The sequence below is a fragment of the Companilactobacillus zhongbaensis genome, assembly GCF_003946515.1.
Taxonomy (GTDB): Bacteria; Bacillota; Bacilli; order Lactobacillales; family Lactobacillaceae; genus Companilactobacillus; species Companilactobacillus zhongbaensis.
Window position 1 is genome coordinate 92,551 of record NZ_RHOM01000007.1, and the last position, 25,509, is coordinate 118,059.

The following is a 25,509-nucleotide window of genomic DNA, read 5'->3' on the forward strand; positions in this document are numbered from 1 at the left end:
CTTATCCACCTACTCTTTTCTTTAAGTCTGTTAAGATCTTTCTAGTTGATGTAACTTTAACTGGAAAGTAATCGTGATTCTTAAATTCGAACTCTAATTGCCATTTATTAGATGATTTGATCGTCACATCAGCACGATCAAAGGATCTTGTTTTATAATAATTGGGTTCCTTAATAACAATTTGTGAATCCGAAACTTTGATCCAAGAACTTCTAAGGATATAAAAAATATAGATCAGTCCTACGATCCAAATAATAACAGGGATAACACTAAAGCTAAATATTTCCAGTTGCAAGATGACACCTAAAAAAATGATGATCAGTGCAATGGACCATAAGATGATACCCCATGCCCCGCTGGGCTGAATGTAATACTTTTTCGACATAAAATACCCCCGAAAGGTTTAATTGACATGATTAAATTGTACACCGACGCCGGTTTAAATACTAATCAAAACTTAGCTGCAATCGCATTTGTTTACCAAACCGAAAATAAGCGTGACAGTAACGTCCAACAAGTAGCTGCTGCAGACAATCACGAGTTAGAATTTCAAGCTGTTAAACTAGGTTTATCTACCTTGATCGAACAAAATTTAAACAACGATATTTTACAACTATTATCTGACAGCCAAATTGTGACTGATAGTATCGAAAAAAAATATTCGAAGCATTATCAACCAATGGTCGACGAAATAATTCCCATGCTAGAAAAATTTCCTGCTTACTTTGTTAAACATATTTCTGATAAACAAAATAAAGCGGCTCATTCATTAATACACCAAGAATTAATTCATTTAAGAAAATCATAAATATCATTATTATCAAAATCTAAAAGTTTGTGATACGATTGAATCGCTTACAAATTTAAGCAAGGAGGATTTTCGCAAATGTATTATGTTCTAATGAAAGACCGAGATATTCGTGACAATCTTGCAACGGAACAATATCTCATGAACAATGTTGAGTTTGACGAACCTTTGGTTCTTTTCTACATTGAAAAGCCATGTATCATCGTTGGTAGAAACCAAAATACACTCGAGGAAATTAATAGTGATTTTGTAAAGGATAACAACATTACTGTTACTCGCCGCATTTCTGGAGGGGGAGCTGTCTACCAAGACCTTGGAAATCTTTGTTTTAGCTTTGTTGTTGATTCTAACGACAAGAACTTTGGTGATTTTAAATCATTCACCCAACCTATTATTGATGCTCTACATCAAATGGGTGCTACAACTGCCGAAGTTTCAGGCCGTAATGACTTATTAGTCGATGGCAAGAAATTCTCTGGTAATGCTATGTATTCCAAAAACGGTAAGACTTTCTCACACGGAACATTATCATTAGATGTTGATTTAACTGTCCTTACCGACGCATTAAACGTTCCTGAAGATAAGATTGCCTCAAAGGGCATCAAGTCGATCAGAAGTCGTGTAACTAATTTAAGACCATACTTAGATAAGAAATATCAAGATTTATCTACTGAAGAATTCAGAGATCGCCTATTGTTGGAATTATTCCACGCTAATAGCATCGATGAAATCAAAGATAAAGAATATATCGTTTCACCTGAAGAACAAAAAGAAATCGATAAGATCAAAGAACAATATTATTACAACTGGGATTGGGTCTACGGAAAATCACCAGAATTTACTGCTAAACAACGTAAGCACTTTGATATGGGTACTGTTGATGTTAGATATAACGTTGTCGACGGTAAGATCGAAAACACTGAGATCTATGGTGACTACTTCGGTATGAAAGACGCAAACGACGTTAAAGCAAAACTAAATGGCATCAAGTTTGATCGTGATGAGATTTTGAAAGTATTAGACCAATTCAATTTGGACGACTACTTCAAGGGAATCCCACAAGATGAATTAGTTAAATTATTTACTCCATAATAAAAACGAAAGCTTGAGTTAATTTAATAACTCGAGCTTTTTTTGAAGGAAGCGAAAAAATATGTATTTTTACCGCATGCGCTCGACCGACATTCGCGATAACTTAGCAACAGAACAATATTTAATGAACAACGTAGAATTTGACGAACCATTAGTGCTTTTTTACATTCAAAAGCCTTGTATCATCGTTGGCCGCCATCAAAATACGCTCGAAGAGATCAATTTAGATTACGTGAAAGAAAATGATATTACTGTCACCAGAAGAATTTCCGGTGGTGGTGCCGTTTATGACGACTTAGGAAACATCAGCTTCAGTTTCGTAGTCAATTCCGACAATGACAATTTTGGAAACTTCAAAAAGCTAACGAAACCGATCATTGATGCCTTAAAAGATATGGGAGCAACAACTGCCGAAGTATCTGGTAGAAATGACTTAATGGTCGATGGCAAGAAATTCTCCGGTAATGCCATGTATACCAAAAACGGCAAAATGTTTTCTCATGGTACCCTAGCCTACGATGTAGATTTATCAGTCCTTTCAAATGCACTAAATGTTCCAAAAGATAAAATCGAGTCCAAGGGTATCAAATCCGTCAAATCACGAGTAACTAACGTCAAGCCATACTTAAAGCCGGAATATCAAAGTCTAACAACAGAGCAATTCCGCGACCGCTTGATCCTCGAATTATTCCACGCAAATAGTATGGAAGAAATTGCCAACAAAGAATATCAATTGACTGAAAATGACAAAGCAGCCATCCAAAAGCTAAACGATGACTACTACTACAACTGGGATTGGGTCTACGGCAAATCTCCAGACTTCTCAGTAAAAAATCGCAAACACTTCCAAATGGGAACAATCGATGTCAGATATGAAATTTCAGCAGGAAAGATCAAAAACATCGAGATCTACGGTGATTATTTCGGTAAGAAAGATTCCAACGAGATCAAAGAAAAGCTGTTAAACCAAGATTATGATTCAGAAAGCATCAAGAATATTTTAAACGGTTTCGATTTAGACCAATATTTCAGTGGTGTTGATCATGATGATGTTATAGATTTGTTTACGAAATAGAAAAAAGCAGAGCTTGCTCTGCTTTTTTTGTGTTTGATGTTTTTTGAGGAAGTATGTTGGTTAGTGGTTCACTGCCGGTCCTGTGGGGGTTCCGGGAATTGCGCCGTGGAACGCTGCGGACCCACTTTGAGCTATCCAAGGAAGACCGCCTTGGACATCTCAAAGCTGGATCTTTTCGTAAGCACGGCCTTTGCCGTGCAAACAAAAATTTCGCGGCTGACGGCGAATTCCCTCCACCCCCACAGGACCTAAGGTCGTACACAAATCATTTTTTGGGGTGGGATACGGTACTTATTTTTATCGTTGAAAACTGTTTTGGATAGACAGATCGACTTATTCCTATTAAGTCCTAGGATTTTGATTTATGGACTTATCTTGTCAATTTTATGTTCTAAAATCATCGCTTTGTTCTTTGGTAGAAAATGGGTATGGATATGGATTTATTTTTTTCTTTTGAACTTGCTGATCTCAAATGATTTGAGATAGACATGTGAGAAATAAGGAGCACATCAATTGCCAATTTATACTCCCTTGAGTGGAGCAAACCCAAAAAAAATGATATTGGTTGCTCCACTCTAGGTGGAGGGTCGGGGCGCTATATGGGTTCAGTAGCCAAATTCCTCTTTGCGACGAAGGAGCTTAGAGGAAGACTCGTATTGGAGATGTCCGAGTGATTTTCTCGGATAGCTTCAATCGATGTCGGCTACGTTCCAATCCCATATAGCGCCCCGACCCGGAACCGGCAGTGAACCTCACATTCAAACTACCACCTCTATCCCCTTACTCTATCAAAATACAAAGCAATCAATATGATAAAATAAATACCAACAAGGGGAATTAAAAACATGATCAAAACCGAACAACTTAAGCAAAACCTATCTCTAATAGACATCCAATCCGAAACCAGTCTAGAAACCAAAGACAGAACAAAGCTGATCGAGCAATATAACCTAACCAACGAATTCTTAGACTATGCCGATGACGAAAACGAGCGAGCACGTTTAGAATTCGACGAAGACCATCAAATTTGGTTAGTAGTATACTACGTCCAAAATGAGATCAAGTCGGCTGCTTCTAAAAGTACTCGCCCAGTTGCGATTATTATTAAAGATGATCAATTATTTTTATTTACCAATAAATATACCCATTACGTCAAAGATTACTTAATGAACGCGAATGCTCATTTTCAAGGTGAGATCGAAGATCGTTTATGGGCCTTGATTTTTTATGCATTCGATCGCATTTCTGATGATTACAGTGACACTATTAATGAAATCAACAATCACCGTAATCGGATCCAAAATCATATTGAAAAGCGTCGGACTTCTTATAAACAAATTATTAGTTTGGCTAATTTGCAAGACTCAATGATCTACATCAGTACGGCCATCAATAATGACTACAGTGTGATCAAGCAGATCGATATTATTGCCAACAGCAAGGCCGAAACGGTGGATCTGACCGATAAAACTAAGGAACGTCTCCATGATTCGGCTGTTGAAATCGAACAGTTAAAAGATGAGTCAGACTTGTCTTCCGATGTGATCGACCGTGTTTCTAATACTTCAAATAATATTCTTGATAATCAGATGAACAATACCATGAAGATCTTGACCATTTATACGATTGTTTTAAGTGTTCCTACGATCATTTCTGGTTTTTACGGAATGAACATGGCATTACCAATTGCAGACAAAAAATGGTCCTGGGTATTTTCGATCGTCATCACAATTGCTTTGATAATCTTCGTACTCTGGGACCTTCATCGTCGAAATAGTCTTTAATGTTTCTTTTCAGCCCAATATTGGTAGTAATCAGTTCTTAAAGAACCGTTATACAATTTGCGCTTCTTGGTAGCTTTTTTGCCGTAGTATTGTTCGAACTCCAAGTCACTGGTAACAATGTATTTGCTCCAACTTGGCAAAGTTTCAAAGAGGTCACCCATTTGTTCGTACAGCAAGTGGACCCCTTCCATATCGCTCATTCTTTGTCCGTAAGGAGGGTTTGAGATGATTACACCATCTTCTCCTTCGATCTTCAAATCCTTCACAGCAATTTGTTTAAAAGTGATGTCATGAAGGACGCCGGCATCATGGGCATTTAATTTGGCAATATCGATCATTGAACCATCAATATCACTAGCAAAAATATTTAATTCTGGAGCAGTCTGAACTTCTTTGGCTGCTTCTTTTTCTTGCTCTAAAATCTTTGGATCGAACCAGTCAAAATTTTCAAATGAAAAATGACGCAAGATTCCGGGTGCTACATTTTTAGCTAATAAAGCTGCTTCGATGGCAATCGTACCTGAACCAGTTGTTGGATCAACAAAAGGCATATCGGCATGCCAGTTAGTTAACATGATCAATGCGGCAGCAAAGTTTTCTTTCATAGGTGCAGCACCGTGCTCTGTTCGGTAGCCACGTTTGTATAGTGAGTCTCCGGTCGTATCCAGAGTTATTTCAACCACGTCTTTATGGATCCGCGTCTCGATCTGGAAAGTTGCACCAGATTCTGGCAGTCTGCCCCGACGTTTGTAGACGTCAGACATTTTGTTTACGATAGCTTTTTTAGTAATTGCTTGTATATCCCTTTCGGAATGAAGCTTCGATTTGACAGTTCTTGCCTTGATCGGAAAAGCTGCATTTAGCGGCAACCAATAATCCCAATCGATTGCATTGACTTTATCAAATAATTCTTCGAAACTTCTCGCTTCGAAAGTATCAATGACAATTTTGATTCGATCGGCACTACGCAACCACAAATTTACCTTAGCGATGTCTTCGTAATCACCTTCAAAATAAACTTTCCCATTTTCGGTTGAGACATCATAGCCTAAGTTTTGTAATTCGTGTTTAGTTACTGATTCAAAACCACTCGACATAGTCGCAATTAATTTCATATTTTTCCTCTTTTGTTAAAATTATGTACAAAAAAAGGACGAGCAAGTCGTCCCTTACCAAGTAAATTTCTATAGGCCACGTTCTGTTCAAGTACCGGTCTGGTAAACCGATACAATTAGTAATCATCTATCTACAATTAAGCCTTCACAGTAGATTCATTTCTCGTTATGAAGCGCCCCTACCAAAGTTTGGGTTGCCAGCTTGCGGGGTTTACCTCGTTCCACCATCAAGGTTTCCCTTGATACTACGTCTCTGTGGCACTTTCAAGCTATTAACACATAGTAAAACCTTAGTGCTTTCGCTGCCGTTACCAAAAGGTACCTTAGCTTATTAGGCTAAGCACAAACACTACAAGCATCTCAGCTCGTGCTGGCGTGGACCTTCCTCAGCCTAGAAAACTAGACCGCGATTACTCAAAATTTACAACGTTAATATTATACCTAAAATTGGCTCATATTTCCATTATTATTTAAATTTTGGCCAAATCCGTTCATATCTTGACGATTTGCATCGAAGTGATTTGGACTCAAATTACTGTTGTTGCTAGGGTTGTTCATGTTATTATTGTTGTTCAAATTTTGTTGCATTGAATCGGGATTGATCTCATTGTGACCGGATTCAAATGGATTTGCTTGGTTATTGTTGTTCAAATTGTTGTTATTGTTAGGAACAGCAGCTGAAGCAAATTGTTTGATCGGTTCATTGCTCTTATTTGCAGAAGCACTGTTGTTAGGAAAACCATTGGCAAAGTCATGACCAAAAACATGCTTTTCAAGATTTGAGATTCTTCTCAAGATATCATAAGTTGATGCGTCTGGCTTAGCTTTGTTAGTAGCATTAAAGTTGTTCATAGGAGCTGCCTTAGGTTGAACAGGAATAGTTCTATTCATTCTTTGACGGCTATTTTGATTACCATTGTTTTGTTGATTGTTTGGTTGGTTATTTTGTGGCATCGAGTTCAATTGTTGTTGAAGACGATTGTTCTCAGCTTTCAGACGGTTCAACTCATTTGAGTATGATTCATAGTCTTTGATGATACCATCCAAGAATTGATCAACTTCAGCTTGGTCGTAGCCACGCATCTTAGTCTTGAATTCTTTTTGTAAAATATCATTTGGTTGGAAGTTTAAAAAGAATTTATTGCTTGATTGTTGTTGTGGATTAAATCCATTTCCATTCATTTGGTTCATGTTATTCATAATCTGCACCCCAATTATTTATTTATTGCGAATATTGCGAAAAAATTTAATTACTCTTCCGATAAGCTATTAGCAAAATCCTGCATTGCATCAAAATCTACCAACTCTAAGGAGTAATCATTCCCCTTATCCAGATAATTTTTTATTGCAGAATAATCATACTTCGGCTTCCCTCCACTATCAGGATCGTAAAATAATAGCGCACCATCAGTATGTCGCAGCATAAAATTCTGCCAAGTTCTGAGTTGTATACTTGAATGATAACCTAAATTGGTGATTTTATTTACGTAGTCGGCATTTCTTAAAAAAATATTTAGTAATGACTGATTGTTTTCATTCCACTGATTGCCAAAATTGGCAAAAGGCAAAATAACAGCATGCTTGAGGTCATATCCCTTTTTCTGAACTTCTTTTACTGCAGGACCGACAAATTGCTCGGTCCCCATCTGAGCACCGGTAATGATCCATTCGCATCCGTCCTCGGCGTAATTTATGATCCGCTCTTCGAGAAACTTTTTGATAACTTTTGATTTGGGATCATCGGGTTTGAAAATCCCTAATTCATAGGATCTATACCCGGTTATCCATAAATTATTGATCACATAGATCCCTCTCCTAATTTTATTTTCTGCTATCATGGTATAATTCTTCAAGTAGGAGTTGATAATTTGAAATTTAACTACCCTGATGGAAGAAAATTTGAACAACAATCTAAACCATCAAGAACGTCTACGACAGCCGCCAAGAAAGTTATCTTTGGCGACCGTGGTATGCGTCTGGAAGATGAGATAAACGAAAGTAATAAGTATTATCGTGCTCACCAAATTGCAGTAATCTACAAAAAACCAACGCCTTTACAAATAGTGAAAGTCGATTATCCCAAAAGATCACGTGCTGTGATCAAAGAAGCTTATTTTAGACAAGCTTCAACGACCGACTATAATGGTGTTTACCAAGGTTACTATGTTGATTTTGAAGCTAAGGAAACTACTAATAAGAATACCTTTCCTTTGAAGAATTTTCATCAACATCAAATCGACCATTTGCGTGCTTGCGAACAACAAGCTGGCATTTGTTTCGTAATAATCAAATACGTGACACTCAACAGATATTTTATCATGCCAGCGCAAAAGCTATTTAAATATTGGGAAGGACAAAGAAATGACGGACCTAAGTCCATTCATTTGTCCCAAGTAGTTGAAGATTCTTACGAGATAAAATCTAACTACAACCCTACATTGCCTTACGTCGATGTAATCAAGAAATTAATCGCAAAAAGGAAGGAGAAACAATGAATAATACTCCCAATAATGAACGTCCAGTGAAGTCCTCTCCTTTCAAAAATATTTTGAAATGGCTTGGGATCCTTCTTGGTTCCGCAATAACGGTATTTTTAGTAATATTCATTTTTTACGCTTTCAAGGCTCCTGCAATTAGCCAGGAATTATTGCAAAGTGGTGGTTCCTCAACCATCGTTGATTCCAAGGGTAACCAAATTGGTTCACTCGGATCCAACAAAAGAAATTACGTAACAATCGACAAAGTTCCCCAACAAATGCAAGATGCTGTTGTTTCTATTGAAGATAAGAACTTCTACAATGAAACTTTTGGTATCGATCCAGTTCGGATCGTTAAATCTGCATTCAATAACGTTACTAAAGATACTTTGCAAGGTGGAAGTACTTTAACTCAACAATTAGTTAAGCTGACCGTCTTCTCGACCGATGCTAAAGATCAGACTTTTAAACGTAAAATGCAAGAGGCTTGGTTAGCCATGAAAGTCAGTCATGATTTTTCTAAGCAACAGATCCTCGAGTTTTACGTTAATAAGGTTTATATGAATAACGGTGTTTATGGTATCGAAACTGGTGCTAAATATTACTATGGTAAGTCTTTAGATGAACTTTCATTGGCTCAAATGGCAATGTTAGCTGGATTACCTAATGCACCAAGTAACTATGATCCTTATACTCATCCTGAAGCCGCCAAAGAACGTCGTGATTTAGTCCTTCGGGCTATGTATAACAATGAAAAGATCACACAAGCTCAAGAACAAGAAGCAATCAACACTCAGATCGATTCTGGGTTGCAGCCTTTTAAAGAAAATACAACTGGTGACGATGAAGATAAGATGATCACCGATCCATATGTTAAAGAAGCTATTTCTGAGGTTAGATCTAAGGGATTTGATCCTTATCGTGATAACCTGAAGATCACCGTCAATATGGACTATGATGCGCAAAAGCGTCTATACAATATTGTGAACTCATCTAACTACGTAGCTTTCCCTGATTCAAAGATGCAAGTTGGTGCTTCAGTCGTTGATCCAACTAATGGTAAAGTCGTAGCAATGATCGGTGGACGTAATTTAAAAAATATTCAATTCGGATTAAACCGAGCTGTGCAAACTTCACGTAGTAATGGTTCTACGATGAAGCCCGTGATGGATTATGGTCCAGCGATTGAATACTTGAACTGGTCCACTTATCATCAATTAGATGATTCGAAATATGTTTATCCTGGTACGAACATCGTCCTTAGAGACTGGGATCAAACTTACAAAGGTCAAATGAGTTTACGTGAAGCTTTAGCAACCTCACGAAACGTTCCAGCAATTAAGGCATTGAATGCAGTTGGATTCAATAAAGCTAGCGGTTTTGCCAAAGACCTTGGAATGAAGGTTTCAGAGGACAAAGGTACTTCTCAAGGTATTGGTACTGATGCTTCTAGTTTGCAAGGTGCTGCTGCTTATGCTGCTTTTTCAAATGGTGGTAATTACTACAAACCAAGTTACGTTTCAAAAATTGAAACAGCAGATGGCATCACTCATTCCTATCATTCTGAACCTAAACGTGTCATGAAAGCTTCAACGGCTTATATGATCACCGATGTGCTAAAGGAAGTTCCAACTAGCACCGGTTTTGCTGATTACGCCATTATCTCAGGCTTACATCAAGCTGGTAAGACTGGTACAACAAACTACTCTGACGATGCAATTAGTGCTAATCCAAGTTTAAGTGGTCAATCAAAAGACTCATGGTACAACGGATATACTAAAAACTATTCGATGAGTGTTTGGACCGGTTATGATTCACCAAACAAAAACGGAATTAATTCTACTTATCAAAGTGTTGCAGGTAAGATTTACAAAGCCGAAATGCAGTACTTGAGCAGTAAAGTAACTAATTCCGACTGGAAGAAACCTAGTTCAGTTGTTTCCTTGAAGATCAGAAAGAGCGGCTCAACGACTCCGATCGTTGCCAATCCAAGATCATCAAGCAGCAGTTATACAACTGAGTTATTCGTTCGTGGACACGCCCCATCAAATCCATACAAGAACTATTCAGGTTCATCAAGTTCAAGTTCTTCTTCGACTACTGAAGAAGTAATTCCAAATCGTCGTCCTAGTTCTGATGATGATGAAACTGATGAAAATTCCAATACTAATGAGAGTAACGGTAATACTGATACTGGTGATGGAAATAATAATCAGACTAATAATTCGAACAACAATACTACCGGTACTACCCCACCATCTGGTGGTGGAAATACTGGTAATACTGGCGGTAACACTGGTGGAAATACTGGCGGATCAACAAATCCTGGTGGAAACACTGGAGGGTCTACCGGTGGTTCTACTGGTGGCGGAACTGGTAATACCGGTGGTACTGGTGGTTCTGGAGCCGGTACTCAAGGTTCTAATACCCAAAGTGGGATGGAATAGGTTTATTGATAAACAAAAAGTCAGCCACTCGTGATTGAGTGGCCGGCTTTTTTTGGTTGTTTTGATTTTTTGTGGTGGAGATTGGCTTCTTGCGATGGCGGATTCTTTACGTTTTATCTGCATCCGTTATATTGAAACTAGTCCTGAGCCCAGTGTTGCCTCCTGGTGAAGGTTATTGCAGTACTGATTTGTATACATGTAATAGTATTATCTATTTTTATTCACTGAACTTGCTGCAATTGGATAATGGTTTCTACACTTATGAGCTAAATTGGCTGCCGTTTGGATAGTGGTTTTTATTTTTTATCCTCATGGATGCTGAAACTAGCTCCAGGCGACAGCGACCTATGGTTAACACATGTTTTGCAATACTGCTTTATTTGTCTTAGATAGTTTTTGCTATTCTTGTTAGCTAAAATTGCTGCAGTTTAGATAGTAGATTTTATTTTTTATCCTCAAGGATGCGAAAACGAGCTCCGGCACACAGCGGCCTCCGGTTAACACATGTAGTCGCGGAACAGATTTTCGAATATAAAATAGTGCTATTAATTCCTGTTTGCTAAAATTGCAGCAACATAAATAGTGTTTTTTATATTTTATCTTCAAGGATGCTGAAACGAGCTCCGCGAGGTAGCGGCCTCCGGTTAACACATGTAGTCGCGTCACTGCTTCGCAGCACCTTGTGCGACTACACGCGTTAATCCTCAGCAGCTGACCAACCTCGCTGCGCTCTCTGTGCTTAAATCCTCAGCAGCTATCCGTGTGCCTCCGCTCTCTATTTGTTTGCCTCATTCAATTCGTCACACTGTATGATTAACCGATTGGTCTCTTGGTCTTCAGGCAATTTCATGGAATATTTGCGGCCGTATTCGATCATGGTGTGATGTGCTCTGTGTAGTTCTTCTGGTTTCATTACTGAGACAATTTTCTTTTCTACGTCTAATACTGAGGCGTCTGGTTCTACGAAGTGTAGTCGTTTTGATATTTTGGCTACGTGGGTGTCTACTGCGAAGGTTGGTTGGCCAAATACGTCGCTTAAGACTACGTTGGCTGTTTTTCTGCCTGCCCCGGGTAATTTCATTATTTCACTTCGAACGGCTGGTACGACGTCATTATATTGTGTATGAATGACTCCTGCTGTCTTAATGATGTTTTTCGCTTTGTTGTGAAATAATCCGACGCTTTTGATGATTTGTTCTACATCTTCGATGGGTGCATTCATCAAATCTACTGGGTCAGGATATTTAGCAAATAATACTGGTGTTACTTTATTGACAGAGACGTCAGTCGCCTGTGCACTCAAGATGACGGAAACTAAATATTGAAATGGTGTTCTTGAATCAAGTGATGGACCTACTGGTCCGATGTCTTCTTCCATTTGGTGGATGGCCCAAACTATTTGTTCATTCGTTAACATTAATATCCCAACTTCTTTCGTCTTTCTTGTAATTGCTCGGCAGTTTTAATATTACTCTTTTCCCAACTGATTAAGATCCGATCCATGTATTTCAATGAATAAGCTTGATTTAAAACAGCTTCTCGTAAGGCCAATTGGATCAGCGGAATGCCATAATGATCGTCATCGATCCACTGATGAACTTGTTCTTGTTCGATTGGCGATATCGGCCGACCAAATTCAACTTCGATCCTTTTAAAAAGCTCTTCGGTGTCAGACATCAACTTTTTCTCACTATCGTTAGTAGCTTGTTGGACAAATAAGGCTTTCAAACGATCGTAAATTGGTGTCAGTGAATAAACGTCCCGTTGTTGATGATTTTCCACCACAGTCTTTAATTCGACAATACCTAATTTGATCATTTCTTGGATGGCATTATAAATCTGTGATTCTTCATAGCCAGTATTCTCAGAAATATTTTGTACCATTGGGAAATAGTTACCCTTTTGAGCGTACATTTGTAAATTTAAATAAATAATCAATTCTTGTTCACTCAAACCGAGTTTATGGTAATTTTCGATAATTAAATTACTTAGATTAGTACTGCCACTATTGAGAAATTTCTCAAACATCTTCTCATCCATTTGTTTCACTCCAAAAATCTTAAAAATCTGTTTCCATTTAAAAATGACAATATTCGTTGATTAGAATATTGTCATTAAAAAGTGAATTCTCACTAAATATTGTTAATTAATTGTACGCTCTTACCTGATTTAAAGTCGACCAAATTGTATCCGATCGAACCGTTTTTGTTCTTGAAAGCAACTTCCCAAGTTGGTTTCTTTTGGTAGAGCCCCAAATTGATATGCATGATCTTAGAAGGATTATAGCGCTGTGCTACGCCATTGATAACCGTTTGGCGAACAGGTGCATCTCCCTTATCCACGAGTGTAGTTTGACCTGTTTTAGCATTAATTATGACATAGCGATATTGCTTCTTGTTAGTTAAACCACCAACAGAATAATATTGCTTGTCACGTGAATAATTACCGAAATAATCAGGCTTAGTGATCTTAGCACTCGTTTCGGCAATATCATAAGATTGCGACTTGGCGCTCGAATAAGGTGCAAACGAGAGATTTATGTAAGTGATCAATGAGACCACAGCTAATGTAACTAATGATATTGCTAGTAAAATCTTTGTGTTTCTATTCATGAGTTCTTCCTTAAAGTTAGTCAACATTCATAGTATAGCAAGTTTTGGTTAATTCAAAAACTTATTTATATCTTTTTTTATGTCGGACATATCATCTTGTACGATCGGAATGCCATGTGGCAATGAATCAATGATCTTTTTACCATATGATTTGGTCAAGATACGATTATCTAAAAGCAAAATTACACCGCGATCATGGGGATTTCTAACTAACCGCCCTAGCCCTTGACGTAACTGCAAAATTGCCCGAGGCAAAGTGTCAGCTTGAAAGACGTTAATTCCTTCTTGACTCATGACATCTTGTCTAACTTTGACATCCAGCATTTCAGGAGATTCGAACGGAATTCTAGTCACAATCAAGATCTCTAGCATCTTATTTGGAAAGTCGACCCCTTCCCAAAATGAGTTAGCCCCTAATAAAACAGAACGATTACCAATAGCAAAGCGCTTCTTGATCTTTTCGTTAGTTCCAGTAACGCCTTGGGCTAATATCTCCCACTTTTCCTTAACGGAAGTTTCCATCAGTTGATTGTAAACTGCCTCAAGAGTAGTCAACGAGTTAAATAAAATCATTGTTTGATGGTCTAAATCATTCAAGATTTCAACGATATATTTAGTCACCATGGAATAATATTCCTCAGTCGACAAATGTGTGATATCAGAAATATCTTCCGGAATGTAGATCTTACTGTTCTTAGCCATATCGTTGGCATCTGGTAAGATCATCATTTCGTTGATTTGATTACTTTCCAACTGTAGGTCGAGAATGAAATGAGAAAAATCTTTTTGGATCGTGATGGCAGCTCCAATAGCAAAAATTTGGCTAAAGGAATCAGTCGTGTCCTTGATCAAGCTCTTAATATCATACTGACGCCAACTGATTTTGATCGTGTTAGGTTCATAATAATCACGCATGTCGATCTCGATCCCGAAATCAGAATCTTTTTGTTGGAGAACTTGCAGCAGTTCATCCATTGCCCCTAATATTCGTCTGATTTTAGAATTTTCAATGATCAAATTGGAAATGATCCGTGATAATTCCACCGAAATAAAGTTTTTTTGAAAGTTGTATTGATCAAACAAAATATCGATTCGATTAACGACCATGGTCACTTCAACGATTAAATCTGACAATAAATCAACTAAATCATTGTTATTTTTATTGAAATCTTCTTGATTCAAGATCAAGTTTATGAACTGATCGCGTTCTTGAAGCGAAACGTGATCTTGAATGCTGTTATCAAAAAGATTAAATTCCAAGCGCTCCATCAACTCATCAATGGCTTGAAAATGTGTTTCCATATCTTGCAAGTCTTGATAATTCCACAGCTGAGTTGTCACCTCTGTGAAGACGTAACGTAAAGTCACCCGGTTTTGATACAAAATATCACTCAATTTTCTGACATATTCATTTAATTTCAAAAAATCGATCGTTGGTGAGGCAACGTTTCGCAAGTTGTCGGCAAAGTGATTAGCTTCATCGATAACTAAATATGAGTTGTCACCCCAAATTGAACTGTCGATATTTCGTGCCAAATAAGCTTGATTGGTTACTAAAATCAAGGATTCATGATATTTATTCACTTGATAGCGCCAAAAGTCATCTTCAGCAAATAAAGTATTTTCTTTAGCTTCGCCACGATGGCGAATAATCGTAAATAATGGATTGTTGTAGTTAGTTAAGTGCAACTCATTAAGATCACCGGTTTCGGTGATAGTTAGCCAAACTAAAATTTTCATCTTCAAAAGTGCCGTATGACGATGGCCTTGATAATTCTCGATGGCTTCGTAAAAACGATCGATGTCGATAAAGTTGTAACTACTCTTAACGACTTCGGCATGATAGTTGTGCTGTGAAACTTGATTTAACAACGGGATCGACTGGTCAACAATTTGCTTCTGCAAAACTTTTGTCGTTGTGGCAATCACTAACTTTCGATTGCCATTGATCAAATACGACAGTGGTAGTAAATAAGCTAAGGTCTTCCCTGACCCAGTCGGAGCTTCGATCAAGTTCCATTTATTATCTTTGCTACGATCACTGGCATTTTCGTAAATATCATCCATCAATTTAGCTTGATTTTCGCGGTATTGAAGTTTGCCCTTTAGCATATTACGTTTCTTTTGTTTGGACTTCGGATATGAAGTCTTTTGGTCGATTTGTTCACTGATGTGAAATTGCTTTTTTCGTAAAACTAAGCCATCTTTTTCGTACAAATAATCTGGCAACAGACGTTTATTGTTGACGCGTCGTTGGTAGATATCTTTGAAGACTAAGTTAGTTTCGCGAATGGTTTGTGTTCCTAGATCGACTAAACTCTTCAAAGTCGTCAGTGGTAGATCTCTGATCTGGCTTTGGATCACTAAGAACAATTTGGCGGTTACCAAAGCGTCACTATCGGCGCTGTGCGGATTGTCATGCTCGATACTCAAATAACTAGTAAGGTCTTGAAGTTTGTAGCTGCTGACAGTTGGGAACATGATTTGAGAAAGTTCCACAGTGTCAATTGCATTAACGTTTAGTTCGTTGAGACCAACACGGCTCAATTCCCGATTTAAAAAAGGGAGATCAAAATTCACATTGTGTGCAATAAAAATCTTATTTTTCAGAAGTTTAAAAATACCTGGTGCAAGTTCCTTAAACTTGGGAGCATCTTTGACATCTTCATCGCTTAGGCCAGTTAACGCCGTTATCCGACTAGGGATCGGAACATCAGGATTAATCTTTTGGTTAAAAACTTTGGTTATCTCACCATCTTCGATCAACACACAGCCAAATTGAATGATCCGACCATCATCATGCCAGTTGGCATTGGTAGTCTCGAGATCAACAACTGCATATGAGTTTTTCAATATTACATCACCACTAATCTAATTTCTCAATTTGATTGATCTTGAGGAAATAAAGATATTTCCCTGTCACTGGTTTATTTTTGATAATTGAAATTGCTTTGGCATACAAGTTCAGTTGTCCAGAATAATCATTGATCTTCTCATCAATATTATTGGAATTAACATTATCTGTTTTATAATCAAAAATTTTTATTTCATCGTCTAATTCAATCACTCCGTCAATAATACCATGAACTAAGATCTTGTCATCACTAGTATCAACATCTTTTGCAGATTTGAATAGTTTTTCGGCGGGTGCCAAGATCGAGAATGGATATTCTCGTAAGACGTGATCGGCATTTTTGATGATGGCTTGTCCGAGGTCACTTTGGTAAAAATTGACTAAGCTTGCTAGATCGATTTTTTTAGCCACTTGCTCGTCGAGTACTTTAGTATTGACCAGTTGTTCGAGTAATTCGGTGAATTCCGCTTCACCTGGAGTTTTATCTAAAGCTATTTTTTGCAAGACTAAGTGAGTCGCTGAACCGATATCAGTGGCCGAGACTTTCTTCTCTTGAGCTAAAAATTGTGGCCGCTTGAATTGCTTTTGGGTGTAGCGTCCTCGTGAAATGATCTCTGCAGGTGCCATTTGCTCATCATCAGGATCAGAGAACAAACTCTTTATCTCCGATACTGATTGATAGGCTGTAGTTTTGACGGCGTCTTCGTGAGGATATTGAAAGTCCAAAATATTATCGACCGTTTGTTTGAATCGGTCACTGATATCGACATTTTTATTGTCAGTCACAGCTTTGTTGGTGACTTCAATTTGTTTGAGATCATTAGTATTTACAATGCTCAACTGCATTTGACTGTCAGCATTCGTAAAATGTTCCAGATCCAAATCATTTTTCGTTTGATCATCTGAAATAATGCTCATCCCGACTAAGTTTTGATAATTTTGAGCTCCTAGTCTGAAGCCTTCATTGATCACGCCGTGCTCATCTTTTCTGACATATTCCCAGTTGTTGATCGATTTACGGGGATCTTTGTCATATCCGATCAAGATGAGTTTTTGTTTTGCCCGTGTTAAGGCAACGTAAAGGAGACGCATTTCTTCTGAAGTGGTCGAGATTTTCTTATCATTACTGATCAGAGTTCGTTGGATCGTGCGAGCATTAGCACGAGTTATTTGGTCAAGCACACTGATTCCCACACCCTCATGAACATCGTACAAAGTATCAGCAATATAATCTTTGTTGTTGAACTTATCATCAATGTTTAACAAGATGACGACAGGAAATTCCAAACCTTTGCTGGCATGGATGGTCATTACTTTGACACTGTCATCGGTAGTTTCGATACTATTCGGTTGTGCAAGATCTCGATCCATATCTTGCATCCGCTTGATGAAACTGATGAATTTGTGGAGACCCATGAAATTGTTTTTTTCATAAGTATTGGCTCTTTGATACAAAGCGTGTAAGTTAGCGGTTCTTTGCTTACCACCAGGCATCCCTGCCACGTATTCTAATATACCGGTCTCTTGATAAACTTTCCAAATGAGTTTGACTAAGCTATTTTTGTTGGAAAAGTCCCGATAGCCTTCTAAACGTTCTATGAAAGAAATCATTTTCTTGACCAAAGCTTGATCAGAGTCTGGTTGCTGGATGAATTCTTGAATCGCTGAATAAAAATCGACTGACTTATTGGTCAATCTGATCAAAGCTAATTCTTGCTCGTTCAAACCGACGATCGGTGAACGCAATACTGCCACCAACGGTACATCTTGCCGAGGATTATCGATGATGTTGAGCATTGACATGATTATTTGTAGTTCGGTCGTCTGGAAATAGTTTTGAGCATCCGTTACCATGACGGGAATTTCTTCGTTGGCAAAATACGAGATCAAATCAGTATTACTGTTTTTATTCCGCATCAAAATGGCGATGTCTGAATATTTCAAATCTCGATAAACGCCTTTCTTAGCATCGTAAACTTGGAAATTATTCGCCATCAATTTCTTGATCCGTTTAGCAGCAAATTCGATCTTGTCGACCCTTTTATCGACGACCGGGATATCTTCTAAGAGCTCAATTTTAGCTTTTTCTTCCTCTTTCTCAGACTTATCGAGTTCTTCTGGTGTGAGGATGTAAACTTCATTAGTCGAATCGACATCTTCTGGGAAATTGGTTCCTGGTATCAATTGGACACTTCTGTCGTAATCGATATCACCGATCTTTCGATCTAATATACGTCTAAAGATGGCATTGACAAAATCATCAACGGCCACTGAGGAACGGAAGTTCTTTGACAACTGGATCAATTCATCAGGATTGTCATCTTGTTGGAAACGTTGGTACTTTTCAGTAAAGATGTACGGAGCAGCTTGTCTAAAGCCATAGATCGACTGCTTGATATCCCCCACCATAAACATGTGGTTATTCTCATTAGATAAAGTTTGAATAATTTGCTCTTGCATCGGATTCACATCTTGATATTCATCGATCATGATCTCGTGGAATCGATTTTGATAAAAGTCGAGGGCAACTTTTTGATCGTCGACTTCCGTATTGAAAATCTCAATAGCTTTGTGCTCCAAGTCGTTGAAATCCAAGGTATGACCTTGATCTTTCAAGCGAGCAAATTCTTTGATGAAAGCTTGCTCGACTTCGACTAATTTAGTGACTAATTTTTGCGCATTGTGGATGGTCTTGATGGTGTCTGCTTCATTTTGGATAAAGTATCCTTCATAGATCTTTTCATCCATTTGCTCTTTGAGCTTTTTACGCTGATCCTTGACTGAAGTAACGATCGTCTCATCGTCCGCCATAGCCTTAACTTCTTTAGAAACGGATTTGACGCGGTCAAACTTAAAGTTTGCGACCATTTCACGAATGTCGTCGAAAGGCTCGTTATTAATGACCGCATCTTGAATAGCTTTGATTTTAGCAATAGCACTGTTGAAGACTACCACATAATTTTGGCTTAACAAATCGTTTGCCGAGATCTCAGCTAGACTTTCCATTTCCTTGATCATGTTGTTCAAATTGTTCAATAACTGTTTTTTGACTTTCTGTTGGTAAAAATCTGAATCCACCAGGTTATCTTCAATTTGATAGTTAGCGGCCAACTGATTCAACCACTGGTCAGTATTTTCGTTAGTCACAGCAAAATTGTACAGGCGATAGATCGTATCAGCTAAACCGTCATCAGTCTTGTCATTGGAAAAGTTTTCTGTCAAATTGAAAAAATCGATGTCAGCTTTTTCGTAATACTTGTTGCGGACATTATCAAAAGCTTGTTCTTGTAGCAAAGTACGTTCGGTATCATCACTCAATAAACGAAAATTTGGGTCCAAGTCGATCACATAATAGTATTTTTTGATGACACTTAGGCAAAATGCATGCAAGGTGCTGATGTTTGCGACTGGTACTTTAAAAATTTGTGATTGCATGTGTTGCTGCTGCTCATCATCAAGTTGTCCGCTAGCCACTAATTCTTTGATCCGGCTGATCAAGCGGTCTTTCATTTCTTTAGCGGCGGTATCCGTAAAAGTAGCCACTAACAAGTTATCGACGTTTTCACCGTTTTTGATCAATTCGATGATCCGCTCGATCAAAATAGTAGTCTTACCTGATCCTGCTGCAGCAGAAACTAAAATATCATGTCCATGATGAAATATTGCTTTTTGTTGGTTTTCTGTCCACTTAGGCATTGGCTTCATTTTCCTCTAAAATCATTTGAATTCGTTTTAATACTTCTTTCTTAGCTTCTTTACCGTGGTTGATGATCTCGTGGTATTCATTTTCCGGTAGCATGGCATCAAACTGTAGGATCGGACGATAGTCGCTATACTGCAGACCAGTTTGATTATTGCTATCACGATAAGGATTGATCTGTAGTTTTCCAGAATAGATCTTCTCACCGGCTTGCTTGATCAAGTGTCGATTGTAATTAAGAATCTTGAACAAGTCGTCTTCAGAAATGGCGTGTTTAGGATCAATATAAATCCCCTTAGCCTTAGATTGCTTCAATGGCAAGATCAAGGAATTGTTGCCCATCAATAAATCTAAGTTGTCTAATAGTTCGTCGTCATCAACAATCAGACCGTCCAGTTTAAACTTCTTAAGTAATTCTTTTTCGACATCGATACCTTTTTTCAATTGGATCTTTGGATTTTGAATGTGTTCGTAAAAAGCACCTGCGATTTTAACGTCAGAATCCGATGAAAACATATTTTTATTGCTGACCAAGTTTTCCAAATATGTTGGCATTTGCATAGTTATCCCATTATAAAAAGCATCAAAATCAAACTTGCGACCACTAGACTTATAATCAATCACAGCTAAGTAATCAGCATCGCTTAATTTCATCTCATCGATCCGATCGATCTTTCCACGAACTTTGATCTTGTGTCCGCCGGAGATCTCATAGTCTAAGCCTGGGAGATCCTGTTTCGTGTCGTTCATCTTTCCAAAGGCGACTTCAGTTGCTTTGGGATTGAAACTATTTCTCGAAAGTTGTTTTTGGATCATTTTTGCTAGTTGCAACAAGGTACCTTGAGCTTTTTGCGAGATATAGCCCATTCTTTCCGATGAGGTGAACACTTTATTTTCAGGAAGCTTCACTTGTTGGTCAAAAATATCTTTGACGAAATCGGTTAGTTGTTGCTCATTGAGGTCTCTAATATTGACCTTATTATCGTTGATCAACTTAACGAAACCATCAAGGACTGCGTGATAAAGTGAGCCTGTCTGAGCGGGTGTGATCTCGAAGATCTTTCTCGGTTGCAAACGTAGGCCGTATTTTAAGAAATATTCGTACTCGTTTTGATAAAAAGTTTCTAAACGTGAGATCGATACTTTGATGTCATCCCCATACAGTTTTTCAACCGTAGTAGGATCAAGGTCTGTCGGAATATTTTGATACTTCAAGGAACTCAAAGCAAACTGGGAATCAGTTTGATCATCTTGTAATAACTTCTTTTGGACGTACTTCCACTGTCTTGACAACTCACTCTTATTGTCGAGTGCAGCCCGAGAAACGCGGATCAAGTAGTTCAAACTCGACTCAGCTGATCCAATATAACGTAAGATCTCATTTTCTTTTGCTTCATTCGGTGAGGGGTTCAATAAAATATCTTGTTCAACAATGTCAAAATGTTGAGCTATCCGCACGACATAGCTAGAGAGATCTTGCTTTTTATTATCTTCAGTATAGTTCGGATACGTAAAAATCAGCCGTTGCGATGGTGTCGTGAATGTTAGGTCATGCAAATAAGGTTCAGAATTATTCATCACCTCATCGGAAGCATTCAAATATTTGCCATCCTCTAAGTTTTCCGAAATCAATTGTCGTTCCTCATCGGCGATGATCCCGTTGGAAACGGAGGTCCCAGGCATATTGTTAACAGTAGCTCCCAAGATGATTGTGATTTTTCGGTTGTTTGGTTGGACCATTCCGATTTCAGAAATGTTAACGGCATCTAGTGTCGATGGAATCTGTGAATATTGGGCCGTGTCAAAGGCCGCATCGATGATCTCGATGAATTCTTGACCGTCAAATTTAGCCTCACCAAAGACACTGACATATTCATCCAAGATGGTATTGAACTTGTCTACCACTTGCTCTGGTTGGTCAGCACTAGTTAAGTCTTCCTGTTCAACGGCTAGCTCTTGCCAGTTGACTAGTTGTTGAAAAACTCCGTGATCCTCTAAAAATTGATATAAAAAGCCAGCTACTTGTATGGCTGTGTGAGATTTCTTCAAATATCCATCAAGTTCTAAATAAATTTGCTTGATAAAAGCTCTGATTTTATTTATCGACTGATAATCTCGGATCAACTTTTGGTCGACTTTTTCATCCAACGTTGCATTCGCTTCAAAATCATCACCGACCCAATCACGTTTCGTTGATCCATTAGCCAAAACATAATTCTCGATCAGATCGACTGCTTCTCTAAATTGGGAGATGTCAGCATCTTGATACTCCGCTGGCAAAAGTAACTCAGTTCGTAACAAAGCGATTGCATCTTCACTTTGAAGTCCCTTGTTATAAAGATCAAATAGCAAGTCAATCAATTTCTTGAAGGGATGATCTGACATTTTTCTTTGAAGGTCAATGAAATAAGGGATCTTGTTCTCATCCATGAAGGCCTCTGTGAATGAACTGTATTGATTCAAATCACGAGCTAAAATTAAGAAATCTTTGTAGCGATATCCTTGATTAGCCACCAACTGGCGGATGTAAGTACTAGCTGCAGAAAGCTCTGCCTGTTTATTTGTGCTCTTCCAAATTTGGACGGAGTTTTGTGTTTCAAAGGTTTGGTGTTCGATCTTGTTGCCTTGGGTAGAATCGATCCAATAATTTTCGAGCTTAGCAATATCCTCCGAAACGCGTGGCGTTTGGGCAAAGATATTGTGAAAGGCGACGTGGTTGTCCCCTGCTAGTTCGAACAATTGATAATAAGTCCCAGCTGGTCGTGCGTAGAAACTAGTTTTTTCGACTGGTTTAATTGCTGGCTGATCCAAGTTAAAAGAAATGTTCAAACTACCACAGTTAACTAAAATAGATTTAATTACTTGCAATTCCGAAGCAGTGAAAGTTGAGAATCCTTCAACATAAAAATAGTAATGTTTTGTCTTGATCTTTTCGTCAAAAAAACTAGCTAGTTGATCCAGCTTGAAATTGTTAGTAGCAAATCGTTTGATCTCTTCACAGTAATCGCGATAGATCAAATTTATTTCATCGATCTTTCCCGTGAATAAATTGCTTGAGTTGTCCTTCATAACTTGTTCAACATCGTCAGGCGAAACTTGGCCATTTTGAAATTCAGTGAATTGAGATGTTAATTGTTGGACGAAACCTGTTTTATCGGCCATCCCACCGAGAATTTTCAAATCAGGATGATTCTTTGCGATGATGTTGCGAATGATCATGGCTGACTTGGTATCAGTCAAAGTCTCCGTGTTGAAAACGTCGCTACCTCTTAAGAAATACCAAGCTAAACGTGAAAGTGAAAAACACTGGACACGACTAGAGGCTACTAAATCGGGGTGACCTTGGATCTTACCAAAGTCATCGAGCATTTTGATTTCGGATTCGAATTTAATATGGTTAGGAACGATAAAGAAAAATTCACCATCGGCATCTTTTTCAAAATCGGCCTTAAATAATTTCATCATTTCTGCATGATGATCAAATTGATTTTTACCTAATATGAAGTTTAGTGTCATGTTCACTCTCCTAATAAAAAAATTCTATCATAGTTCAATCTTTATAAAGTGGAAATAAGTTTCAAGTATGTATAAAATATAATCTTAGAGAAACTGAGGTGAATGCCGTGATCAATGGTATTGGAAAAAGTCATGGGAAGATGATCATGATGGGGGAACACGCTGTAGTTTATGGATATCCTGCTATTGCCCTACCCCTAGTAAGTATCCCGGTGATCATCCGTATCAAGGAAAGTGAAAAAAAGACGCTCTCTTCGAATTATTTTGTCGGCGAGATCGTTGATCTGCCAGAATCGCTGTCTGGCGTGAAGTATTTGATCGATATTCTCGACCAAGAAATGAATCAGCAAAATATCAACTATTCAATTTTTATCGATAGTGGTCTACCGATCGAACGAGGTTTAGGTTCATCAGCTGCCATCGGCGCAGCTTTAACTAGAGCTTTTTTCGATTTCTTTAAGCAACCATTAAACGATGAAAAACTATTAGAACACATCAACAAATCGGAAACTGTTACTCATGGTAAGGCTAGTGGCTTAGATGCTCAAACTGTGATTTCTGACTATCCGATCAAGTACAGTCAAGGCTCGTCGTTCCAACATTTTTCTTTTGAGTCTGATGGTTTTATCGTGATCGGAGATTCTGGCGTTAAAGGGAAAACTAAGCAAACTGTCAGGGATGTTCGCGAGTTATTCGATAAAGACAATGTCGTTGTCGGAAAGGAATTAGCAGACCTTGGTGCTTGCACTGAAGATGCTATTGCTGCTATTAAAGCTAACAACTTACACAAATTAGGAAATGTTTTTTCAAAAGCTAATGGTATTTTGACTAAATTGAACTTATCGATCCCCAAAGTCGATCAATTGATCGAGGCAGCTAACAACGCTGGTGCTTTAGGTAGTAAGATCACTGGTGGTGGTCGTGGTGGCTGTATTATTTCTGTCGCCAAGAATTTGACTAGTGCCCGAATGATTCAAAAAGCCTTACTCAAACAAGGGGCTGCACAAACTTGGATCCAACCTTTATCTATATATGAAAATGAGGGAGCAAATATTGACTAGGATTACACGTGCTTATACGAACATTGCGTTGATCAAATATTGGGGAAAGAAAGATCAACAATTAAAATTACCCCAAACTAATAGTCTTTCACTAACACTGGATAAATTTTACACGGATACTACTGCTAGTGTTATTGACAGTGACGTCGATATTATCTCGTTAGACGATGTGATCCTCGATGACACAGCTGCTTCCAGGACGCGGAAATACTTAGATACTGTTCGTCAGATGTATGATCTAAAAGAACATTTCAAGATCGAGTCAATCAATCATGTGCCGATTTCAGCTGGATTTGCTTCATCAGCATCCGGCTTCGCTGCTTTAGCCGGATCGATCAATGAATGCTTAAATCTCGGTTTGTCGCGTAAAGAACTATCGATTTTAGCAAGAAATGGTTCCGGCTCAGCTAGCCGCTCGATTTTCGGTGGCTTTGTCGAATGGCACGCCGGCAATTCAAACGAAACGTCATTTGCTGAACCGATCGATGAAAATCCTGATATCGATTTAGTCATACTCTCCGTTGTGATTTCCAAACAAAAAAAATCAATCTCGTCTACTAAGGGAATGGAATTATCAGTAAAAACCTCCCCATTTTATCCAAATTGGAGTACACTAGTGGCTTCAGAGATACAAGACATTAAGCAAGCAATTGCTCAAAAAGATTTAACCAAAATTGGCGAAATAGCAGAACACAATGCTTTATCAATGCATGCTTTAACACTTTCTGCCGAGCCACCTTTTACTTATTTTGCTCCTGAAACGATTGAAATCATTCAAGCTGTCAAGCATTTACGTCAACAAGGAATGTTCGCGTATGTTACCATTGATGCTGGTCCCAATGTTAAAATAATTTGTAGTAATAATTCTGTTAATTATGTTAATGATTACATAACGAACCAAATCAAGAATGTTTCAACGTTTGAAGCACATATTGGAAAAGGTATACAATACATCTGATATTTGGGAA

The 25,509-nt window shown here is 38.2% G+C and carries 17 protein-coding genes, 1 other RNA gene and 1 pseudogene; 8 read left to right on the top strand and 11 right to left on the bottom strand.

Annotated features, from left to right (window positions below; all coding sequences use genetic code 11):
• Position 1: 1 nt before the first annotated feature.
• Positions 2-385 carry an EbsA family protein gene (locus tag EKM69_RS04935; protein ID WP_125708723.1) on the bottom strand — a complete coding sequence of 128 codons (384 nt, stop codon included), beginning with the start codon at positions 383-385 and terminating at the stop codon, positions 2-4.
• 27 nt (positions 386-412) lie between these two features.
• Here EKM69_RS04935 and EKM69_RS04940 point away from each other — a divergent pair, with 27 nt between their 5' ends.
• The 4 genes from EKM69_RS04940 (at position 413) to EKM69_RS04955 (ending at position 4,759) form a co-directional block, all read left to right on the top strand.
• Positions 413-808, top strand: a complete 396-nt coding sequence (locus tag EKM69_RS04940; protein ID WP_125708725.1) for a reverse transcriptase-like protein — start codon at positions 413-415, stop codon at positions 806-808.
• Positions 809-886: 78 nt separating this feature from the next.
• The gene (locus EKM69_RS04945) at positions 887-1,900 is read left to right on the top strand and encodes a lipoate--protein ligase (protein WP_125708727.1); all 1,014 of its coding nucleotides are present in this window, start codon (positions 887-889) and stop codon (positions 1,898-1,900) included.
• A 61-nt stretch (positions 1,901-1,961) separates the two neighbouring features.
• Entirely contained in the window at positions 1,962-2,975 is a 1,014-nt protein-coding gene (locus EKM69_RS04950) for a lipoate--protein ligase (protein ID WP_125708729.1), read from the top strand.
• 845 nt (positions 2,976-3,820) lie between these two features.
• On the top strand, positions 3,821-4,759 hold the full coding sequence (locus EKM69_RS04955; RefSeq protein ID WP_125708731.1) for a magnesium transporter CorA family protein: 939 nt from the start codon (positions 3,821-3,823) through the stop codon (positions 4,757-4,759).
• Here the strand turns inward: EKM69_RS04955 and EKM69_RS04960 are convergent.
• The 4 genes and pseudogenes from EKM69_RS04960 to EKM69_RS04975 all read right to left on the bottom strand — a co-directional run bounded on the left by EKM69_RS04960 (position 4,756) and on the right by EKM69_RS04975 (position 7,676).
• Positions 4,756-5,874, bottom strand: a complete 1,119-nt coding sequence (locus EKM69_RS04960) for a THUMP domain-containing class I SAM-dependent RNA methyltransferase (RefSeq protein ID WP_125708733.1) — start codon at positions 5,872-5,874, stop codon at positions 4,756-4,758. The two genes, EKM69_RS04955 and EKM69_RS04960, sit on opposite strands and share 4 nt — an antisense overlap.
• Positions 5,875-5,941: 67 nt before the next feature.
• Positions 5,942-6,296: RNase P RNA component class B (rnpB, locus tag EKM69_RS04965), an RNA gene on the bottom strand.
• A 349-nt stretch (positions 6,297-6,645) separates the two neighbouring features.
• Positions 6,646-6,957 (bottom strand): annotated as a pseudogene (locus EKM69_RS12680) (DivIVA domain-containing protein); the annotation flags it as partial.
• 167 nt (positions 6,958-7,124) lie between these two features.
• Complete coding sequence (locus EKM69_RS04975) at positions 7,125-7,676, bottom strand: DUF1273 domain-containing protein (protein ID WP_125708735.1); 552 nt, start codon at positions 7,674-7,676, stop codon at positions 7,125-7,127.
• 66 nt (positions 7,677-7,742) lie between these two features.
• Here EKM69_RS04975 and recU point away from each other — a divergent pair, with 66 nt between their 5' ends.
• Together recU and EKM69_RS04985 are read left to right on the top strand one after the other, a co-directional pair.
• On the top strand, positions 7,743-8,369 hold the full coding sequence (gene recU / locus EKM69_RS04980) for a Holliday junction resolvase RecU (RefSeq protein ID WP_125708737.1): 627 nt from the start codon (positions 7,743-7,745) through the stop codon (positions 8,367-8,369).
• A complete protein-coding gene (locus EKM69_RS04985) occupies positions 8,366-10,798 on the top strand; it encodes a transglycosylase domain-containing protein (RefSeq protein ID WP_125708739.1) in 2,433 nt (810 codons plus the stop codon). Before recU ends, EKM69_RS04985 begins: the two co-directional genes overlap by 4 nt.
• 775 nt (positions 10,799-11,573) lie before the next feature.
• On the opposite strand, the gene EKM69_RS04990 is transcribed toward EKM69_RS04985, so the two are convergent.
• The 6 genes from EKM69_RS04990 to EKM69_RS05015 all read right to left on the bottom strand — a co-directional run bounded on the left by EKM69_RS04990 (position 11,574) and on the right by EKM69_RS05015 (position 23,480).
• Complete coding sequence (locus EKM69_RS04990) at positions 11,574-12,215, bottom strand: endonuclease III domain-containing protein (RefSeq protein ID WP_125708741.1); 642 nt, start codon at positions 12,213-12,215, stop codon at positions 11,574-11,576.
• Positions 12,215-12,838: a DnaD domain protein gene (locus tag EKM69_RS04995; protein ID WP_125708743.1), complete on the bottom strand. Its 624-nt coding sequence runs from the start codon at positions 12,836-12,838 to the stop codon at positions 12,215-12,217. Before EKM69_RS04995 ends, EKM69_RS04990 begins: the two co-directional genes overlap by 1 nt.
• A 92-nt stretch (positions 12,839-12,930) precedes the next feature.
• Entirely contained in the window at positions 12,931-13,410 is a 480-nt protein-coding gene (locus EKM69_RS05000; protein ID WP_125708745.1) for a cell wall elongation regulator TseB-like domain-containing protein, read from the bottom strand.
• Positions 13,411-13,458: 48 nt separating this feature from the next.
• Complete coding sequence (locus EKM69_RS05005) at positions 13,459-16,263, bottom strand: helicase C-terminal domain-containing protein (RefSeq protein ID WP_125708747.1); 2,805 nt, start codon at positions 16,261-16,263, stop codon at positions 13,459-13,461.
• A gap of 13 nt (positions 16,264-16,276) precedes the next feature.
• Positions 16,277-19,969 carry a helicase-exonuclease AddAB subunit AddA gene (addA, locus tag EKM69_RS05010; RefSeq protein WP_225423839.1) on the bottom strand — a complete coding sequence of 1,231 codons (3,693 nt, stop codon included), beginning with the start codon at positions 19,967-19,969 and terminating at the stop codon, positions 16,277-16,279.
• Entirely contained in the window at positions 19,953-23,480 is a 3,528-nt protein-coding gene (locus tag EKM69_RS05015; RefSeq protein WP_125708751.1) for a PD-(D/E)XK nuclease family protein, read from the bottom strand. The genes addA and EKM69_RS05015 overlap by 17 nt, the downstream gene beginning before the upstream one ends.
• A gap of 107 nt (positions 23,481-23,587) precedes the next feature.
• On the opposite strand from EKM69_RS05015, the gene mvk reads away from it, so the two are divergent.
• Together mvk and mvaD are read left to right on the top strand one after the other, a co-directional pair.
• Positions 23,588-24,541 (top strand): mevalonate kinase, encoded by a 954-nt coding sequence (mvk, locus tag EKM69_RS05020; protein ID WP_125708753.1) that lies wholly within the window; start codon positions 23,588-23,590, stop codon positions 24,539-24,541.
• Complete coding sequence (gene mvaD / locus EKM69_RS05025) at positions 24,534-25,499, top strand: diphosphomevalonate decarboxylase (RefSeq protein WP_125708755.1); 966 nt, start codon at positions 24,534-24,536, stop codon at positions 25,497-25,499. The genes mvk and mvaD overlap by 8 nt, the downstream gene beginning before the upstream one ends.
• Positions 25,500-25,509 lie beyond the last annotated feature (10 nt).

What these genes read in the sequence shown, in the direction of transcription:
- addA (WP_225423839.1), bottom strand. Translation starts at nt 19,969, where the DNA reads ATGAAGCCAATGCCTAAGTGGACAGAAAACCAACAAAAAGCAATATTT.
- EKM69_RS04985 (WP_125708739.1), top strand. Translation starts at nt 8,366, where the DNA reads ATGAATAATACTCCCAATAATGAACGTCCAGTGAAGTCCTCTCCTTTC.
- EKM69_RS04945 (WP_125708727.1), top strand. Translation starts at nt 887, where the DNA reads ATGTATTATGTTCTAATGAAAGACCGAGATATTCGTGACAATCTTGCA.
- EKM69_RS04990 (WP_125708741.1), bottom strand. Translation starts at nt 12,215, where the DNA reads ATGTTAACGAATGAACAAATAGTTTGGGCCATCCACCAAATGGAAGAA.
- EKM69_RS05000 (WP_125708745.1), bottom strand. Translation starts at nt 13,410, where the DNA reads ATGAATAGAAACACAAAGATTTTACTAGCAATATCATTAGTTACATTA.
- EKM69_RS04955 (WP_125708731.1), top strand. Translation starts at nt 3,821, where the DNA reads ATGATCAAAACCGAACAACTTAAGCAAAACCTATCTCTAATAGACATC.
- EKM69_RS04935 (WP_125708723.1), bottom strand. Translation starts at nt 385, where the DNA reads ATGTCGAAAAAGTATTACATTCAGCCCAGCGGGGCATGGGGTATCATC.
- EKM69_RS05015 (WP_125708751.1), bottom strand. Translation starts at nt 23,480, where the DNA reads ATGACACTAAACTTCATATTAGGTAAAAATCAATTTGATCATCATGCA.
- EKM69_RS04960 (WP_125708733.1), bottom strand. Translation starts at nt 5,874, where the DNA reads ATGAAATTAATTGCGACTATGTCGAGTGGTTTTGAATCAGTAACTAAA.
- EKM69_RS04995 (WP_125708743.1), bottom strand. Translation starts at nt 12,838, where the DNA reads ATGGATGAGAAGATGTTTGAGAAATTTCTCAATAGTGGCAGTACTAAT.
- EKM69_RS04950 (WP_125708729.1), top strand. Translation starts at nt 1,962, where the DNA reads ATGTATTTTTACCGCATGCGCTCGACCGACATTCGCGATAACTTAGCA.
- EKM69_RS04940 (WP_125708725.1), top strand. Translation starts at nt 413, where the DNA reads ATGATTAAATTGTACACCGACGCCGGTTTAAATACTAATCAAAACTTA.